Origin of the sequence: Candidatus Binatus sp., assembly GCF_036567905.1 — a bacterium.
GTDB lineage: Bacteria > Desulfobacterota > Binatia > Binatales > Binataceae > Binatus.
In genome coordinates, this window is the sequence record NZ_DATCTO010000003.1 from 1 (window position 1) to 14745 (window position 14745).

General features: G+C 62.4%; 16 protein-coding genes and 1 tRNA gene. 10 read left to right on the plus strand and 7 right to left on the minus strand.

The genetic code is table 11. The annotated features are described in order from the left end of the window. Nucleotides 1-265 precede the first annotated feature (265 nt). From VIO10_RS00170 to dnaJ, 4 genes are all read left to right on the plus strand, one after another. Nucleotides 266-541: a hypothetical protein gene (locus VIO10_RS00170; RefSeq protein WP_331957773.1), complete on the plus strand. Its 276-nt coding sequence runs from the start codon at nt 266-268 to the stop codon at nt 539-541. Nucleotides 542-841: 300 nt separating this feature from the next. Then, entirely contained in the window at nt 842-1498 is a 657-nt protein-coding gene (grpE, locus tag VIO10_RS00175) for a nucleotide exchange factor GrpE (RefSeq protein ID WP_331957775.1), read from the plus strand. A 37-nt stretch (nt 1499-1535) separates the two neighbouring features. Then, nucleotides 1536-3479: a molecular chaperone DnaK gene (dnaK, locus tag VIO10_RS00180; protein WP_331957777.1), complete on the plus strand. Its 1944-nt coding sequence runs from the start codon at nt 1536-1538 to the stop codon at nt 3477-3479. A gap of 85 nt (nt 3480-3564) precedes the next feature. Continuing rightward, nucleotides 3565-4698, plus strand: a complete 1134-nt coding sequence (gene dnaJ / locus VIO10_RS00185; RefSeq protein WP_331957779.1) for a molecular chaperone DnaJ — start codon at nt 3565-3567, stop codon at nt 4696-4698. 263 nt (nt 4699-4961) lie between these two features. Here dnaJ and VIO10_RS00190 read toward each other — a convergent pair whose 3' ends face one another. The 3 genes from VIO10_RS00190 to pyrE are packed head-to-tail and all read right to left on the minus strand — an operon-like array spanning nt 4962 to nt 6841. Continuing rightward, nucleotides 4962-5372 (minus strand): VOC family protein, encoded by a 411-nt coding sequence (locus VIO10_RS00190; RefSeq protein ID WP_331957781.1) that lies wholly within the window; start codon nt 5370-5372, stop codon nt 4962-4964. Between the two features lie 18 nt (nt 5373-5390). Then, entirely contained in the window at nt 5391-6269 is an 879-nt protein-coding gene (aroE, locus tag VIO10_RS00195) for a shikimate dehydrogenase (RefSeq protein ID WP_331957783.1), read from the minus strand. A 5-nt stretch (nt 6270-6274) separates the two neighbouring features. Further along, a complete protein-coding gene (gene pyrE, locus VIO10_RS00200; protein WP_331957785.1) occupies nt 6275-6841 on the minus strand; it encodes an orotate phosphoribosyltransferase in 567 nt (188 codons plus the stop codon). Between the two features lie 206 nt (nt 6842-7047). Between pyrE and VIO10_RS00205 the strand changes: the two genes are divergently transcribed. The 3 genes from VIO10_RS00205 to VIO10_RS00215 are packed head-to-tail and all read left to right on the plus strand — an operon-like array spanning nt 7048 to nt 9454. Further along, entirely contained in the window at nt 7048-8115 is a 1068-nt protein-coding gene (locus tag VIO10_RS00205; protein ID WP_331957787.1) for a type III polyketide synthase, read from the plus strand. Nucleotides 8116-8128: 13 nt separating this feature from the next. Further along, nucleotides 8129-8698 carry an isoprenylcysteine carboxyl methyltransferase family protein gene (locus VIO10_RS00210; protein WP_331957789.1) on the plus strand — a complete coding sequence of 190 codons (570 nt, stop codon included), beginning with the start codon at nt 8129-8131 and terminating at the stop codon, nt 8696-8698. 33 nt (nt 8699-8731) lie between these two features. Continuing rightward, nucleotides 8732-9454, plus strand: coding sequence for a DUF1614 domain-containing protein (locus tag VIO10_RS00215; RefSeq protein ID WP_331957791.1), 723 nt, complete (start codon nt 8732-8734; stop codon nt 9452-9454). A 10-nt stretch (nt 9455-9464) separates the two neighbouring features. Here the strand turns inward: VIO10_RS00215 and VIO10_RS00220 are convergent, their stop codons facing one another. Further along, entirely contained in the window at nt 9465-9866 is a 402-nt protein-coding gene (locus VIO10_RS00220; RefSeq protein ID WP_331957793.1) for a Zn-ribbon domain-containing OB-fold protein, read from the minus strand. Next, nucleotides 9863-11020, minus strand: coding sequence for a thiolase family protein (locus VIO10_RS00225; RefSeq protein ID WP_331957795.1), 1158 nt, complete (start codon nt 11018-11020; stop codon nt 9863-9865). The genes VIO10_RS00220 and VIO10_RS00225 overlap by 4 nt, the downstream gene beginning before the upstream one ends. 155 nt (nt 11021-11175) lie before the next feature. On the opposite strand from VIO10_RS00225, the gene VIO10_RS00230 reads away from it, so the two are divergent. The 3 genes from VIO10_RS00230 to VIO10_RS00240 all read left to right on the plus strand — a co-directional run bounded on the left by VIO10_RS00230 (nt 11176) and on the right by VIO10_RS00240 (nt 12901). Beyond that, nucleotides 11176-11355, plus strand: coding sequence for a hypothetical protein (locus VIO10_RS00230; RefSeq protein WP_331957797.1), 180 nt, complete (start codon nt 11176-11178; stop codon nt 11353-11355). A 128-nt stretch (nt 11356-11483) separates the two neighbouring features. Then, nucleotides 11484-11557: transfer RNA gene (locus VIO10_RS00235), tRNA-Met, on the plus strand. A gap of 147 nt (nt 11558-11704) precedes the next feature. Further along, complete coding sequence (locus VIO10_RS00240; protein WP_331957799.1) at nt 11705-12901, plus strand: lipid-transfer protein; 1197 nt, start codon at nt 11705-11707, stop codon at nt 12899-12901. A 13-nt stretch (nt 12902-12914) separates the two neighbouring features. On the opposite strand, the gene VIO10_RS00245 is transcribed toward VIO10_RS00240, so the two are convergent. Together VIO10_RS00245 and VIO10_RS00250 are read right to left on the minus strand one after the other, a co-directional pair. Beyond that, nucleotides 12915-13826, minus strand: coding sequence for a type II CAAX prenyl endopeptidase Rce1 family protein (locus VIO10_RS00245; RefSeq protein ID WP_331957801.1), 912 nt, complete (start codon nt 13824-13826; stop codon nt 12915-12917). After that, entirely contained in the window at nt 13772-14596 is an 825-nt protein-coding gene (locus VIO10_RS00250; RefSeq protein ID WP_331957803.1) for an enoyl-CoA hydratase-related protein, read from the minus strand. The genes VIO10_RS00245 and VIO10_RS00250 overlap by 55 nt, the downstream gene beginning before the upstream one ends. Nucleotides 14597-14745 lie beyond the last annotated feature (149 nt).

A 14745-nucleotide genomic window follows, 5' to 3' on the forward strand; every position in this document is an offset into this window, starting at 1 on the left:
TGCGACCGCACGGCAGTCTCGGCGCCTTGACGCCAGCCGAGTTCGCAGCGTTAAAAAGACGGGAAACGCAACCGCCCGAGGAGGGCGAAAAAACCGGCGGACTCTACTTATGATTGGCGGGAAATTGGGGAGCAGGCCAAAGCCACCAAAACGGCAATCGTCGCTAGCTTGTGGAATGCTTTTTCCGGACCGCTGTTCCACAAATGTGTTTGCGATTTAGATATCGATCCGCACCCTAGCGTCAATCTACCTAGGCCGCCCGCAGGTGAATATTCCGACGAAAGGTCTTGGCTCCTTCGCCTGTGGTGCCTCATCCGATTTCAAATATGCTATCGCTTTTGGCGCATCTTCTACCAAAACACAATCCAGCATCCGACGCAGCCGTGATACAAATGCCGAAAAGCACACGAAGCCGCGAAAGCCGCCCGGCCCAACGCCCGAAGTCCTGAAAATTGAGGGCAACTGGAAGGCGGCTATGCGAAAGCTGATTTCCAAGCGACGTCCGGTTGACGGCTTGCCGAACCTCGAAAAGACGAAGTAGCCGGAAACAAGAACGGGCCAGCGCAGAGCCGCCAGCCCGTCGCCGACTGGGAAAGGGGGCAAACCCAGCCAGCGACCCCCTCTACCAAATCGCCGCGTCAGGAGCTAATTGCGTTAAGTACACACTCCCGGAAGAATCCCGGTTCCTTCCTAGCCTCTCTTCCCCACTGCGTCATTCGTGTCGATTTGTGGACCGTGCTCACCGCCCCAAAAATCGGCGAAAATCCAACGATTCCGCTGTCACCGGCACTGGCATGAGCATAAATCATGCTTACGTTTAAGTCCGGTGCGGTTTTACCAAATGAGCAAGCGACACAAGCAACCCCAGGACGGAAATCCCGCCATGGACGACGGGTTCGATCAGGCGGCCGGCGGCGCTGAACCAGTGCACGGCGAGGGCAGCCAAACCTCGGCGGGAATTGAAAGCGAGCTGGATTCCTTACGCGCGCAGATCGCCGAAAAAGACAAGGAAATCGCCGAGCTGAAGGACAAGTATCTTCGCACGCTCGCCGACTCTGAAAATGCGCGCAAGCGAATCCGCCAGCAGAGCGAGGAATCGATCCGCATCCAGCGCGAGGCGATTCTCCGCGACCTGCTGCCGATCATCGACAACCTCGAGCGCGCGCTCGCGGCCGCCCGCAATGGCAATGACGCCAGGACGATCGTCGATGGCGTCGAGATGACGGTGCGGGCGCTGATCGATTTCCTGCGTGCGCAAGGGGTGACACCGCTGCAGTCGGTCGGCCAGGCGTTCGATCCAAGCCGGCATGAGGCGGTCGATCAGGTGGCGTCGGCGACTCATGCGCCGAACACGGTCGTCGATGAATTTCATCGCGGCTATCTGATCGGTGACCGGACCTTGCGTCCGGCCCGCGTGTCGGTTGCGAAGGAGAACGGGACCGATTCTGGAAAGCGAAACGGGGGCGAAAGCGATGCCTCCGACATTGAAAACGACTGAAGCATGATTATCTCAATATCAGAGGATCTTTAGGAAAATGGCAAAAGTTATCGGCATCGATTTGGGCACGACGAACAGTTGCGTCGCGATCATGGAGGGTGGCGACCCCGTAGTCATCGCCAACTCCGAGGGCAGTCGCACGACGCCGTCGGTCGTCGCATTTACCGAAGCAGGCGAGCGGCTGGTTGGCCAGATCGCCAAGCGCCAGTCGATCACCAATCCAACCAATACGGTGTTTGCGATCAAACGCCTGATGGGCCGGCGTTTCGATGACGCCGAAGTTCAGAAGGCGCTCAAGGTGCTGCCGTACAAGGTCGTGAAGAATGACGACGGCGCGGCGTGGGTCGAAATCCGCGGCAAGAAATATAGCCCGGCGGAAATTTCGGCGTTCGTTCTGCAGAAGATGAAGCAGACGGCCGAGGACTATCTCGGTGAGAAAGTCACCGAGGCGGTTATCACCGTGCCCGCGTATTTCAACGACAGCCAGCGCCAGGCGACCAAGGATGCGGGCCGTATCGCGGGCCTTACCGTGCTGCGGATCATCAACGAGCCGACGGCGGCGTCGCTGGCCTACGGTCTGGACAAGAAGAAGGACGAAAAGATCGCCGTGTTCGATCTCGGCGGCGGCACGTTCGATATTTCAATTCTTGAGCTGGGCGAAGGAGTCTTCGAGGTCAAGGCGACCAACGGCGACACCTTCCTGGGCGGCGAAGATTTCGATCAGCGCGTCATCGACTACCTGGCCGACGAGTTCCGCAAGGACCAGGGATTCGATCTGCGCAAAGATCGGATGGCGCTGCAGCGGCTCAAGGAAGCCGCCGAGAAGGCCAAGACCGAGCTGTCCACCGTGACCGAGACCGACATCAATCTGCCCTTCATCACCGCGGATCAGTCCGGTCCCAAGCATCTCAACATCAAGCTGACCCGCGCCAAGCTCGAGGCGCTGTGCGCCGACCTGCTCGACCGGCTCGACGCGCCATGCGTGACCGCGCTTCGCGACGGCGGCCTCAAGGCGAGCGAGATCGACGAGATCGTCCTGGTCGGCGGCATGACCCGGATGCCCGCGGTGCAGGAGCGGGTGAAGCGCCTGTTCGGCAAAGAGGGGCACAAGGGCGTCAACCCCGACGAGGTGGTCGCGATCGGCGCCGCAATTCAGGCGGGCGTGCTCAAGGGCGAAGTCAAAGACGTCCTGCTGCTCGACGTGACTCCGCTGTCGCTCGGAATCGAAACGCTCGGCGGCGTGTTCACCAAGCTCATCGAGAAGAACACGACCATCCCCACGCGCAAGAGCCAGGTGTTCTCGACCGCGCAGGACAATCAGACCGCGGTCACGATTCGCGTCTTCCAGGGCGAGCGCGAGATGGCGTCGGACAACAAGCTGCTCGGCCAGTTCGACTTGATCGGAATTCCGCCTGCCCCGCGCGGGCTGCCGCAGGTCGAGGTCACGTTCGACATCGATGCGAACGGAATCGTCAATGTGCATGCCAAGGATCTCGGCACCAACAAGGAGCAGTCGATCAAGATAACCGCGTCGTCCGGACTAAACGAGGAAGAGATCAAGAAGATGGTGCGCGAGGCCGAGGCGCATGCCGCCGACGACCATGCCCGCCGTCAGCAGGCCGAGGCGCGCAACAAGCTCGACAACCTGATCTATACGACTGAGAAGACGCTCAAGGAGCATGGCGCCGAAGTTGACGAGGCGGGACGCAAGCAGGTCGAGGACGCGCTCGCGGAAGCCAGGACCAAGCTCGAGTCCAAGGACCCCGACGAGATTAACCGCGCGGCCGAGGCGCTGGCCAACGCGTCGCACAAACTGGCCGAGGCGATGTACAGCAAGACCAAGGCAGGGGCAGGAGCGCAAGCCGGCGCCGGCCCACAGGATGGCGCTAGCGGGCAAAGTGGCTCTCAGAGCGGGAATGGCGAAGGCGGCGCGAAAGAAGACGTAGTCGATGCGGACTATAAAGAAGTCAAAGACCAGTAGCGACAGGCGGGGCCGCGCAAGCGGCTCCGCTCGTATGGAACCGACAATGGCGTCGCCTCGGATGTTCGCATAGAATCTTTGCGCGATGCCGCCAGCACATAAACGCGACTATTACGAAATCCTCGGTGTCAATCACGGCGCCGGCGAAGTCGAACTGAAGAAAGCCTACCGCACTCTCGCCATTCAGTTTCATCCCGATCGCAATCCCGGCAACAAAGAAGCCGAGGAGCGATTCAAGGAACTCAACGAGGCTTACCAGGTTCTTTCAGACCCTGAGCGGCGGGCACAGTACGATCGTTTTGGGCATGCCGCCTTCCAGGGTCCGCAGGGTCCGGGCGGATTCGGCGGCTTCGACTTCAGCCAGGGCTTCGAGGAAGTTTTCTCCGACATCTTTGGCGACTTCTTCGGCACCGGTCGCGGACGCTCGCGGTCGCGCACCCGGCGCGGCGACGACCTGCGCTACGATCTTGAAATCGAATTCGAAGAAGCGGCGCGCGGGATCGAGAAAGTGGTAAAGTTCCAGCGCCTGACTCAATGCGAAGCCTGCAACGGCACGCGCGCCCGCGGCGGCTCCAGCGGCGCACGCCAGTGCCCCAACTGCCGCGGCAGCGGCCAAGTCCGCACGCAGCAGGGATTCTTTTCTATCTCGACCACCTGCGGGCAATGCCGCGGCGAGGGCATGATCATCTCCGACCCGTGCCCGAAGTGCCAGGGCCAGGGGCGAATCCGCAAGCACGAATCGCTCGCGGTGAAAATTCCGCCGGGCGTCGACAACGGCTCGCGGCTCAAGCTGCGCGGCGAGGGCGAGGCCGGCTACGGCGGCGGACCGCAAGGCGATCTCTACGTCGTCATTCACGTAAAAGAGCACCCGATGTTCGTGCGCCAGGACAACGACGTGATAATCGAGGCGCCGATCAGTTTCCCGCAGGCGGCGGTCGGCACCGAGATCGAAGTGCCGACGCTCGACGGCAAAGTCAAGCTCAAGATTCCGGCCGCCACGCAATCGGGAAAAATCCTGCGCCTCAAGGGCAAGGGGATCGTCGATCTTCACGGCTACGGCCGCGGCGATCAGCTGATCAAGATAATCGTCGAAACGCCACGCAGCCTGACCCCGCGCCAGCACGAACTACTCGAGGAATTCGCCAAGCTCGACGGCAAGGCCGTCAACCATCCGCTCTCCAAGGGCTTCGTCGACAAGCTCAAGGAGATGTTCGGCTAGGCTGGTGTGCAAGCGCCGTCTGGCGAAGGAAAGCTGAAGCTATGGCCTGCAACTCGTGCGACAGCACCGGAAGATTTCGGGCGAGCTATTGCGATGATTGCGAGCGCTGGACTTTCCATGTCGACAAGCGCGACCTCTTGATCGCGGCGGGTCTCATAGCAGTTGCCGCAGTGATCGTCCTTCAACCGGAGCTGCTCGCGCCAGCTGGCTTTGTGCTGGCGCGGCGCGTAGTCGGCGCACTCGCGTAGGCAGTTCCGCGCAGCTCAGCGCGGGACGTGCACCAGTTCCAGCTTCAGCCCGTCGGGATCGGTAAAGAACACCGAGTAGTATCCCGGCAGATAGTCGTACTCTTTTGGCGGATCGGTGACCTTGCCGCGGTTGACCGCAATCTGTTTGGCCAGATCGTCGATCTGCTTGCGGCTCTCAGCCGCAAACGCGATCTCGCACAGTCCGACGCGATGACGATGGAACTTGTCGGCACGAAACTCCGGATCGGACGGCCGGATCCACAGCGAGCCGTGGTCACCGAAATATCCGGTGGTGACGTCGGTCTGAGGTTGATCGTAGGACATCGTCTTCGGATAGCCGATTTGCGGCATCAGCCATGCGTAAAACTTTTTTGCCGCCGCGTAGTCGTTCACGTTGACGATGACATGGTCGATTCCCGCGCGCATGACGACACCTCCGCGTAATTAACTCAATGTTCGGCCCAGCTCGTTGAACAAAGCCGCGCGCATCACGCCCGCCGGCGGCGCGACTCGATTGAACAACTTGAACGCGAGTTCGCCCTGGTTCACCAGCATCCCGGCGCCATCTACCGCGCGCCGGCCGGCGGCAATTGCAGGCTTCAGGAACGCGGTCGGCTCGCGCGAATAGATCAGATCGTAGAACAGACAATCGGCGGCGGATGAGCTGTAGTCGAGACGCGCGAATCGCCCTGTCGTCAGACCCATCGGCGTCGCATTGACGATCAACCGCGCGCCGGCGAGCAGCTTCGAATCCATGAGCGCGTCCAGGCCGCGAGGCTCCCCTGCCGCGCGCAGCACGCCCTTGGCCGAAAAGCGGCGGGCAAGCGCCGCGGCGCGAGCAGGCGTGCGATTGGCGATCACGACCCGCTTCGCGCCCAGCCGCAAGCACGCGAGGACCGATGACGCTGCGCCGCCACCCGCGCCGATCACGATCGCAAGCCGCCCGCGCAACTCGCATCCGAGGTCGCGCAAGTCGCGCTCCAGCCCGCGCGCGTCGGTATTGTCGCCGCGCAGCGCGCCGCGCCGATTCACAACGCAATTGACCGCACCGAGCATGCGCGCCTCTCCACTGAGGTCCTTGATGAGCCGGGCCGCAGCTTCCTTGTGCGGCACGGTCAGATTGACGCCGATGATTCCGAGCGGATGAATCGCGCGAAGCGCCGCGGCAAGATTCTCGGAGGTGACGCGAAACGCCGCGTACGTTCGGTTCATGCCCAGCGCCGCGTAGGCAGCGTTGTGCATTGCGGGCGATTTGGAATGTCCGATGGGATCGCCAAAAATCGCCGCGACCGCGGTGTCGGCATTGATTGCTGAAGACCTCATGGGCTTCAGACGGGATGAGCGGCGCGCTCGGCGCGCACCTCTTCGGCGGTGAATACCCAGGTATACTTGAGGCCCGCGCGCGCGAACGCGTCGACCGCGCCCTCGCCGCGTTCCACCAGCGCGATCGCCGCGATTACGATTGCGCCCGCCTCGCGCATCGCAGCCACCGCTTGCAGGCTCGATCCTCCGGTAGTGATCGTATCGTCGATCACGGCGGTCTTCAGGCCGGGCTTGAACGCGCCCTCGATGATTTGTTGCAGCCCGTGCTGCTTGGTTTCCTTGCGCACGAAAAAACCGCGAAGGTCGGCGCCGCCGCGATGCGCCGCTGCGATCACCGCGTCAGTCACGGGCAACGCGCCTGCCGCCATGCCGCCGAATTGTTCGACGCCCGCCGCCGTCACGAGTTCCAGCACCAGTTCTCCGGCCAGGTACGCACCACGCGGAATGTACAGCGTGCGTTTGCAATCGACGTAGTAGTTGGACGCGCGCCCCGATGAGAGCGTGAGTTGGCGCTCGAAATACGACTCCCGTGCGAGCATCGCCAGCAGTTCGCGGCGTTCTTCCGATCTCATAATTGAAGGGTGATCTTAACGGATGCGGCGCGGGGCACAAGAGCGGTATAATAATCGCTACCCCTGCCGATAGCTTCAAGGCGCCCGATGACGAATCACTGCTTTATCGTTGTGGCTGAGAATCGGGCGAACCGTCGAGCACGGCAGCGAAGGAGAAGCAGCGATGCCGCAACGAATTCCACAATTCGAGCGGCGCGCGATCATAAGTGACTAGCGAAAACGCACCCCGTGTAATCGGAACCGGCACCGCATTACCTGACAACTACGTCGATCAGGAACAACTGAGCTCGCGCCTGCGCGAGCTGTGGGAGAATCGCCACTCGGAGCTGCGCCGCTTCGACAAAATCCAGGGCGCGCTCGGAATCACCGGGCGCCACCTCGCGTTGCCCATCGACGAATACCTGCCACTCGACACCTTCGCCAAGACCAACGACGCGTGGCTGCGGGCTGCGCCCAAAATCGGCATCGTGGCGGCTGAACTCGCGCTCGAACGCGCCGGCCTGAAGCCTCGCGACGTCGATCATTTGTTCTTCGTCACCGTCACCGGCATCGCCGTTCCGAGCATCGACACTCGCGTCATCAGCGCACTCGGGATGCGCAAGGAAATCAAGCGCACTCCAATCTTCGGGCTGGGATGCGTGGCGGGAGCGGCCGGGACGGCGCGCGCGGCCGACTACATCCGCGCGTATCCGTCGGAAGTCGCGATGCTGCTGTCGGTCGAACTGTGCTCGCTCACGCTGCAGCGCGAGGATCTTTCCATAGCCAACATTATCGCGTCCGGGCTGTTCGGCGACGGCGCCGCGGCGATGCTGATCGGCGGCAACGCCCCGGCGGCGACCGGCCCGCAGGTAATCGCGACGCGTTCGCTCGTCTTTCCGAACACCGAAGAGATTCTCGGCTGGGAGATCGTGGACAGCGGCTTCAAAATCGTTCTGTCGTCGAAGCTCACCGACCTCGTCCGCGCAAATATCCTCGACGAAGTTGATTCATTCCTGGCGACGCAGCAAATCGACCGCTCGGATATCCGCCATTGGATCGCGCATGCCGGCGGCCCCAAGGTGCTCGAGACCCTCGAGGGCGCGCTGGCTCTCCCCGAGGCCGCGCTGGCGCGTTCGTGGCGCTCACTGCAATCGGTCGGAAATCTCTCGTCCGCGTCCGTGATGTTCATACTCGACGAATTGATCGAGGACAATGCCGCCGCTCCCGGCGACTACGGCCTGATCATCGGGATGGGTCCCGGGTTCTCGGTCGAGCTGGTCCTGCTGAAATGGTGATCGAGCTTAAGTGGTGATCTCGCTTCGCAGCTATCTGCTGATCCTCGCGCTGCTGGTCGTCGAGCGGGTCTTCGAGCTCGATCGCGCGCGCCGCAATGCGCGCCGTGCGTTCCAGCACGGTGCGGTCGAAGTCGGGCAGGCGCACTATCGCGTGATGGTCGCATTTCACGCGCTGTTCATCGTGTCATGCGCAGGCGAGGCGGCGTTCTTTCCGCACGCATTTGCGCCCGCAGTCGCGTGGCTCGCGCTGTCGGCTGAAATCGTCGCGCAAGCGCTTCGCTACTGGGCGGTTGCGACTCTCGGCGATCGATGGAACACGCGAATCATCGTGAGTCCCGACCGCGCCCCCGCGACCGACGGACCCTATCGCTTCATGCGCCATCCCAACTATCTTGCGGTCGTCATCGAGATCGCGGCCGTGCCGATGATCGGTGGCGCGATCTTCACGGCGATCGCGTTCTCGATCGGCAACGCTGTGATTCTGGCCGTGCGAATTCCGGCCGAGGAACGCGCGATGGGCGGGCGCTACGCCGACGCGCTTGGCTCGCGCCGCCGTTTTTTCCCCGGCTTGCGGCACGGCTAGGATAGCCCGGCAATATCGCGCCCCGCTCCGCGATTGCGCAACATTCGCTCTGCGCGCGATGCCTGCTATCATCGCGCCGTGTTTTTCGCGCCGTTCCTCGCTTTCTATGCGATCGTCTTTTTCCTCGTCCTCGCGTTCTTTTTTCTCCTGCTCGAAATCCACGTCATCAACTACGCATTCGTGACGATCGGCCTGCCGCCCGAGCTGGCCTTCGCCGCTTTGCTCGTGAGTCTGGTCGGCAGCTACATCAATATTCCCATCACGCGCGTTGCCACCGGCCAGCCGCATCCCGCCGCCGTGGTCCGCAGTTTCGGCGTTCGCTACAGAGTGCCGATTCGCTACGCCACCGACTCGACCATCGTCGCCGTAAATGTCGGCGGTGCGATCGTTCCCGTCCTGATCTCGGCGTACTTGCTGATGCAGATGCCGGCGATAATCGTGCCGGCGTTGATCGGAGTCGCGATCGTCACTGCCATCGTCCATCGTTTCGCGATACCGGTTCCCGGGATGGGAATCGCGACCCCGATGCTGATTCCGCCGATCGTCGCCGCCGCCTGCGGCTACTTCCTCGGCTCTTCCGGACATCATCGTGACGCCGTCGCATTCATCAGCGGCGTGATAGGCACGCTCATCGGCGCGGACCTGCTCAACCTGCGCAACTTGCGCGATTTGGGCGCGCCGGTCGCGTCGATCGGCGGCGCCGGCACCTTCGACGGAATCTTCCTGACCGGAATCGTCGCCGTCCTGCTGGCGTGAGCGCGGAAAGTTACGCCGGTTTGAACTTCACCAGCGTGTGATCCGGCGTCACGTCGTCGAAGCAGACCTCGACCGGCATCTCGACGCGCACATCCTCCGGCGCCGCGATGATATTGCTCGTCATGCGCGGCCCCTCGGCCAGTTCGACGATCGCCAACACGTACGGCGCGTCGGAAAACGCCCGGCTCGACGCTCGCCGCACGACCGTAAAGCTGTACACCTTGCCGCGCCCGCTCACGCGTTCCCACGCGAGCTGGTCCGAGAAGCATTTGGGGCATCGATCGCGCGGATAGTAGATGAACGCGCGGCACGCGCCGCAGCGCTGAAGCGTCAGCTCGTGGCGTCGCGCCGCCTCCCAGAACGGCCGGCTGGTTGGCGATGGCTTCGGAAGCGGTTTGTAGTACTCGCTCATGATCTGCGCTCCAGCACGAGACTTGACTGCTCGCTCATAATTCCGCCGTTGCCGTTGACGTAGCCGAGCGCCGCGCGCTTGACCTGGCGCTCGCCGCAGCGCCCCATCAACTGTCTTATCGCTTCCGTCACGTGACTCATGCCGCCCGCCAGCCCCGGCTGGCCGAACGACAATTGCCCGCCGTGCGTGTTGCAGGGAAAGTCGCCCGCGTAGGTCAGGTCGTGTTCCATCACGAACGGTCCACCCTCCCCCTTCTTGCAAAAGCCCGCGTCCTCGAGCGTGACGATCACGGTGATCGTGTAGCAATCGTACGGACACGCCAGATCCATGTCCTTCGGTTGCAGACCCGCCATCTTGAACGCGGCGGCGGCGGCCGGCTTGATCGGCGACTCGGTGATCGACGGCGCATACGTGATCGTCGAATGATTGGCGTACTCGCCGGCCCCCAGCAGCCATATCGGCGGATTCTTTGCGCGCTTCGCCAGCTCGGGCGACGCGACAATTATCGCCGCGCCGCCGCTCACCGGGCTTACGATCTCATATAGATGAAGCGGATCGACGATCATCCGCGAGTTCAGCACGTCGTCGATGGTAAGCGCCTTGTCATTGAACGTCGCAAGCGGATTCTTGAGCGCGCTGGTTCGCTGATCGACCGCGACCTTCGCCATCTGCCGCGCCGTGGTGCCGTATTCATGCATATGGCGACGGGCGATCATCGCGTAGCCGCAATTCGCGCCGATATTTCCGTACGGCGCCTCGAACTCGCGCTGCACCGATATCACCGGCGGGCGCTGGTCGCCGACCTTGTTCAAATCCGCGACGATGCACAGCACCGCGTTGCACATTCCCGCGTCGATCGCCGCCGCCGCGCGCCAGATCATCCCGGCCGGACTCGCGCCGCCGATATCGACCTGGTTCAGCATCCGCACGTTCAGCCCCAGCACCTCGGCCGCGCTCGCCGGGTAAATCATCCCCGGGTCCGAAAACGGCACGCCGACCAGGAAGCCGTCGATGTCTTTCTTCTCCAGCCCCGCGTCCGCGATAGCCTCGGCCGCAACGGTTGCCATCAGCCCGAGCGCGGTCAAGTCGCCGGGTTCCTTGACCGGTTTGAGTTCGCCAATTCCAATCGCCGCGGCTTTTCCCTTAAGGCTCAATTCGCATCGACCTCCCGCGTTTGCGTTTCCCGGTGCGCGCGTGCGCGCATCTCGATCACGATTACCACAAATTGCGGCTTGGGGGCCCGCCGCCGCGCGGTTCAAATCGGTGAGAGAATCTTGTAGTTTTGTTTGTTCGAGGTGCTTTTAACGAAATGGCATTTATCATCTGTGACGACCATAACCTTGACGTCGAGGCCGACGGGATCGACAACGCCGTCGCGAAGCAGTTAATGCTGACCGACGCAAAGCCGGGCGCAACCCCGATCGAAAAAGAGATCATCGAGTTCGGGATTAAGCATCGCCACTGCAGCATCCGGATTCTTGCCGGCTAGCTTTAGATCGCTATCGAGTCCGCGACGCAATCGCCGGCTCGATTCCGGGAGCATCGCTTCCGCACGCCCGCGCGCATTCTAACGGGTTCGATGTTGACCGGCTGACCAACCGGCAGATACACTGCCGAGGCGGGGTGGAGCAGTCTGGTAGCTCGCCGGGCTCATAACCCGGAGGTCGAAGGTTCAAATCCTTCCCCCGCAATTGATCTCTACTGCGCCTTCTCAAAAGCCCAGGAACATATGCATGCCGGTAGCACTACGGCACTGAATCTCAAAACTCTAGACTTTTTGCCGCTTTTGGAGTTTTAGTAGCCACAGCCGCGCAGTGCGGCCTTCAGGGAGAGAAAGAATGGGACGGAAAGTATACGTCGTAGGCGTCGGGATGACCAAGTTCGAGAAGCCGGGTTCGCGGTCTTGGGACTATCCGGATATGGCGAAGGAGTCCGGCACCAAAGCTCTGCAGGACGCCGGGATCGCCTACGAAAACGTCGAGCAGGCGATGGTCGGCTACTGCTACGGCGAATCGACTTGCGGCGAGCGCGCGCTCTACGCACTCGGAATGACCGGCATCCCGATCTACAACGTCAACAACAACTGCGCGACCGGATCGACCGCGCTGTTCATGGCCCGGCAATTCATCGAGGGCGGTATCGCGGACTGCGTGATGGCGCTCGGCTTCGAGAAGATGGAGAAGGGCTCGCTCGGCGCCAAGTACACCGACCGCACCAATCCGATGGACAAGCACATCGAGCTAATGGCCAGCCTGCGCGGCTTCGCGCCGGCGCCGCCGGCGGCGCAGATGTTCGGCAACGCCGGACGCGAGCACATGGAGCGCTACGGCACGACCGCTTTGCAGTTCGCAAAAATCGGATGGAAGAACCACAAGCATTCGGTGAACAATCCTTACTCGCAATTCCGCGATGAGTATTCACTGGAAGGAATCCTCAGCGCGCCGATGGTGTATGAGCCGCTCACCAAGCTTCAGTGCTGCCCGACCTCTGACGGCTCGGGCGCGGCAATTCTGGCCAGCGCCGACTTCGTCAAGCAGCATGGCCTCGAGCACAAGGCCGTCGAGATTCTCGGGATGGCGATGACGACCGACTTTGCCAGCACGTTTTCCGAGCGTAGTTGCATCAAGATGGTGGGCTCCGACCTGTCGAAGGCTGCCGCGCATAAGGTCTATGAGCAAAGCGGCCTGGGACCCGAGAACGTTGACGTGGTCGAACTCCACGACTGCTTCTCGTGCAACGAACTGATCACTTATGAGGCGCTGGGGCTATGCCCCGAGGGCAAAGGCGGTGAATTTGTCGACGCGGGCGCCAACACTTACGGTGGCAAAGTGGTCGTGAATCCATCGGGCGGGCTGATTTCGAAGGGCCATCCCCTGGGCGCAACCGGCCTGGCGCAATGCGCCGAACTCAACTGGCAATTGCGCGGCGAAGCGGACAAGCGGCAGGTATCGGGCGCCAAGGTCGCCCTCCAGCACAATCTCGGGCTTGGAGGAGCCGCCGTCGTCACGATGTATCGCCGCGCAAATTTGGCCTGAGTTTGGCGCGCGTTCATCCCGCGCCGAGATGAGATCGCAACACTCCGATCGCCGCCAACCCGAACAGCGCGACGTCCATCGCCGCGTGCGCGAGCATCGAGGCTTCCAGTCCGCGACGCAAATACAAGCGTCCGAACACAACACCCTCCCACGTCTGCGGCATCACCAATCCGCCGATCAGAAATTTCGACGTGCTATGGAACAGCGCCCCGCCTACTGGCAACAGGTGAATTATTCCGAACAGATAGCCCTGGGCTATCGTCACTATCCAAAGCGCGCGGCGTCCGGGATAGCCGCTTGAATCGCGCGATATCAGCCGCGCGATCCATCCGAAGATCGCATACAGCACCAGGCGAAACTGAATTTCCTCGCTAACCGCAGCCGCGATTGCGACCAACGCTCCGACGATCGCGATACGGCCCGGCGCCACTGTCAACATCGGCGGCTTCGGGAGGCTGACGCCGGCGCCGCCGCGCGCAATAAAAACCAGCAGCACGATCACAATCACCAGCACGCCCGCGCCTGCCGCCGCGGCCACAATCGCGTAGCCGATCGAGATTCTCGCCAGGCTGCGAATTGAGAAATGGATTTTGTCGCCCGCGATCTTTGCCGCGATCAGCGGCGCGCCGGGCAACCCGAGCCCGCCATTGATTCGAAGCGCCACCGGTACCAGCGATGCGAGCACGAAAGTAAGGCCGAGGAACGGAATCGCGTGCCATAGTCCCTCTACTTCGAGCGACTTGATCGCCAGCGCGAGCGGATACTCGGCCACCGCGCCGGCGATCGCCAGCGCGATCAGCAGCGCCGACTCGCGCCGCCACGCCGCGCGAGGCGCGCGCGCGACGACGGAGCCATCGACGGCCGGCTCGATCACTTGATCGCCGGGATAAATTCGGGGATGTCCTTCGACGGCTTCATCTTCCACCTGGGCTTGCGCTTCTCGACGAACGCGCTGACGCCTTCGTACGCGTCGGGCTGCTTGCCGGACCACACAAACGCTTTGGTATCGACCGCCTGCGCCTTCTCCGCCTCGGGCTCCGCAAGCAATGCGTAGATCAGCCGCTTGGTTATCGCGACCGACACCGGCGCCGTGTTATGCGCGATATCGAGCGCCAGCTCGCGCACCTTCGCCATGAACTCCGCGTCGGGCCAGACGTGGCTCACGATTCCGAATTCGAGCGCCTCGCGCGCGCTGATAATCCGCCCGGTCATCAGCAGTTCGTTGGCCCTGGCCAGTCCAATCATTCGCGGCACGGTCCACAGGCTGAGCGCCTCCGGAATTACTCCGCGCCGCACGAACACGAATCCGATTCGCGCGCTCTCGGCGGCGACGCGGATGTCCCATTGCATCGGCAGCGTGATCCCCATTCCGACCGCCGGCCCGTTGATCGCCGCGATGATCGGTTTGCGCACGTTCCACGGCCGAATCGCAGGCGCCGGCCGCTGGCGGCGCTCCGCACGCGCGTCGGCGTCGAACGTGTTGCCGCCACCAGAGAGGTCCGCGCCCGCGCTGAATGCGCGGCCCGCGCCGGTGACGACAATCACGCGGACCTCGTCATTCTTGTCGTATTCGGCAAACGCCCCGTAAAGCTCCGCGGCCATCGTGCCCGAGAATGCGTTCAGTTTCTCGGGGCGATTGAGCGTGATAGTCGCGACGCCGTCTTTGACTTCCTTCAAAACGTGTCCGCTGGCCATGTGACTTGCTCCTTATGCGGGCGATTCCCGATTCACTTATCGGCGTTTATAGCCCGCCGCGCCGCAATCGCAAAACCCCAGCGAAGAGAAGGGGGGGGGCAGGCGTTGAAAATTACTTTTTCAACCGCCGGCTATCGGATGTTGTTTGG

Excerpts from the sequence above, each read along its gene's own strand:
- grpE (WP_331957775.1), top strand. The coding sequence starts at position 842 with ATGAGCAAGCGACACAAGCAACCCCAGGACGGAAATCCCGCCATGGAC.
- dnaK (WP_331957777.1), top strand. The coding sequence starts at position 1,536 with ATGGCAAAAGTTATCGGCATCGATTTGGGCACGACGAACAGTTGCGTC.
- dnaJ (WP_331957779.1), top strand. The coding sequence starts at position 3,565 with ATGCCGCCAGCACATAAACGCGACTATTACGAAATCCTCGGTGTCAAT.
- VIO10_RS00190 (WP_331957781.1), bottom strand. The coding sequence starts at position 5,372 with ATGCGCGCGGGAATCGACCATGTCATCGTCAACGTGAACGACTACGCG.
- aroE (WP_331957783.1), bottom strand. The coding sequence starts at position 6,269 with ATGAGGTCTTCAGCAATCAATGCCGACACCGCGGTCGCGGCGATTTTT.
- pyrE (WP_331957785.1), bottom strand. The coding sequence starts at position 6,841 with ATGAGATCGGAAGAACGCCGCGAACTGCTGGCGATGCTCGCACGGGAG.
- VIO10_RS00220 (WP_331957793.1), bottom strand. The coding sequence starts at position 9,866 with ATGAGCGAGTACTACAAACCGCTTCCGAAGCCATCGCCAACCAGCCGG.
- VIO10_RS00230 (WP_331957797.1), top strand. The coding sequence starts at position 11,176 with ATGGCATTTATCATCTGTGACGACCATAACCTTGACGTCGAGGCCGAC.
- VIO10_RS00240 (WP_331957799.1), top strand. The coding sequence starts at position 11,705 with ATGGGACGGAAAGTATACGTCGTAGGCGTCGGGATGACCAAGTTCGAG.
- VIO10_RS00250 (WP_331957803.1), bottom strand. The coding sequence starts at position 14,596 with ATGGCCAGCGGACACGTTTTGAAGGAAGTCAAAGACGGCGTCGCGACT.